At 39.3% G+C, this 932-nt stretch carries 1 protein-coding gene; it reads left to right on the top strand.

Translation table 11 applies throughout. From position 1 onward, the window contains the following. Positions 1-316 precede the first annotated feature (316 nt). Positions 317-932: IS110 family transposase (locus tag ACTHOQ_RS18885; RefSeq protein ID WP_440497736.1), on the top strand; the 616-nt coding region annotated here is incomplete at its 3' end.

Raw genomic sequence — 932 nt, 5'->3', positions numbered from 1 at the left:
GGAACAAAAGCTAAGTACGCCACGTCCTGTGGCAACGCTTTTGTGACCAACATCGTGTTGGCCTCGTGCCCGCGGAAACATACTAACATTAGTAGTGCAGACCATGGCCATGGTTTGTGCTACTATTTTTTTGTAGAAGTGAAGGAAAGTCGCTCGGACGCTGGAATCTTAGAATTCGTATAAGGAAACCGACTTACTTCACACCCTTGTTTGAATCAGTTTAGTATGTTGGATCCTGAGAGATCGTGTATAAGAAAATGGAATCGACGAGGCACTGTGAAGACTTCTATTATGGCTATTTAAAGGAGGACTTAATTTGAAACATGTAATGGCATTTGATGTAAGTATGGGAAAAAGCACAATGGTTATTTATGACTGCTTTGGACAATGTGAATTTGAAGGGGAAATTGAACATACGTCTGTTGATTTTGATAAGCTTAGGGATCAATTACAACATCTAACTAAGCAAGATGGGCAACAACCGGAAATTATTTTTGAAGCGACAGGTGTTTATTCCCAGAGTTTAGAAAGATTTTTCCAGGAAAACAACTATGATTATTATCGCGTGAATCCCCTCGAGGCCAAGATACAGACAGCTTCCATGCGTCGACAAAAGACAGATATCAGTGATGCACATGAACTCGCTAAATCACACTTCAGATTTGAACGCAGAAAGACGTATATTCAAGATGAATACTATCAACAGATGCGCGCATTAAATCGTTATTATGATGAAGTCATCGATGAAATCCAATTTCTGTTTAACCGGATGCATGCACTAATTCAGTTAAGTTTCCCACAGTTTGAAAAGGTCTTTTCGAAAAGTTCGATTTTATTTTTGAATATGATCCAACACTATCCACACCCTGATTTAGTGAAAGAATGTTCTCCCACTTCCATAGGGGAGAAGATTCGTGAAGCAACAGGAAAAA

Origin of the sequence: Solibacillus silvestris, assembly GCF_051967575.1 — a bacterium.
Lineage (GTDB): Bacteria > Bacillota > Bacilli > Bacillales_A > Planococcaceae > Solibacillus > Solibacillus silvestris_B.
The sequence above is the reverse complement of the archived record's forward strand: the minus strand, read 5'-3'. Positions and strand labels throughout refer to the sequence as shown.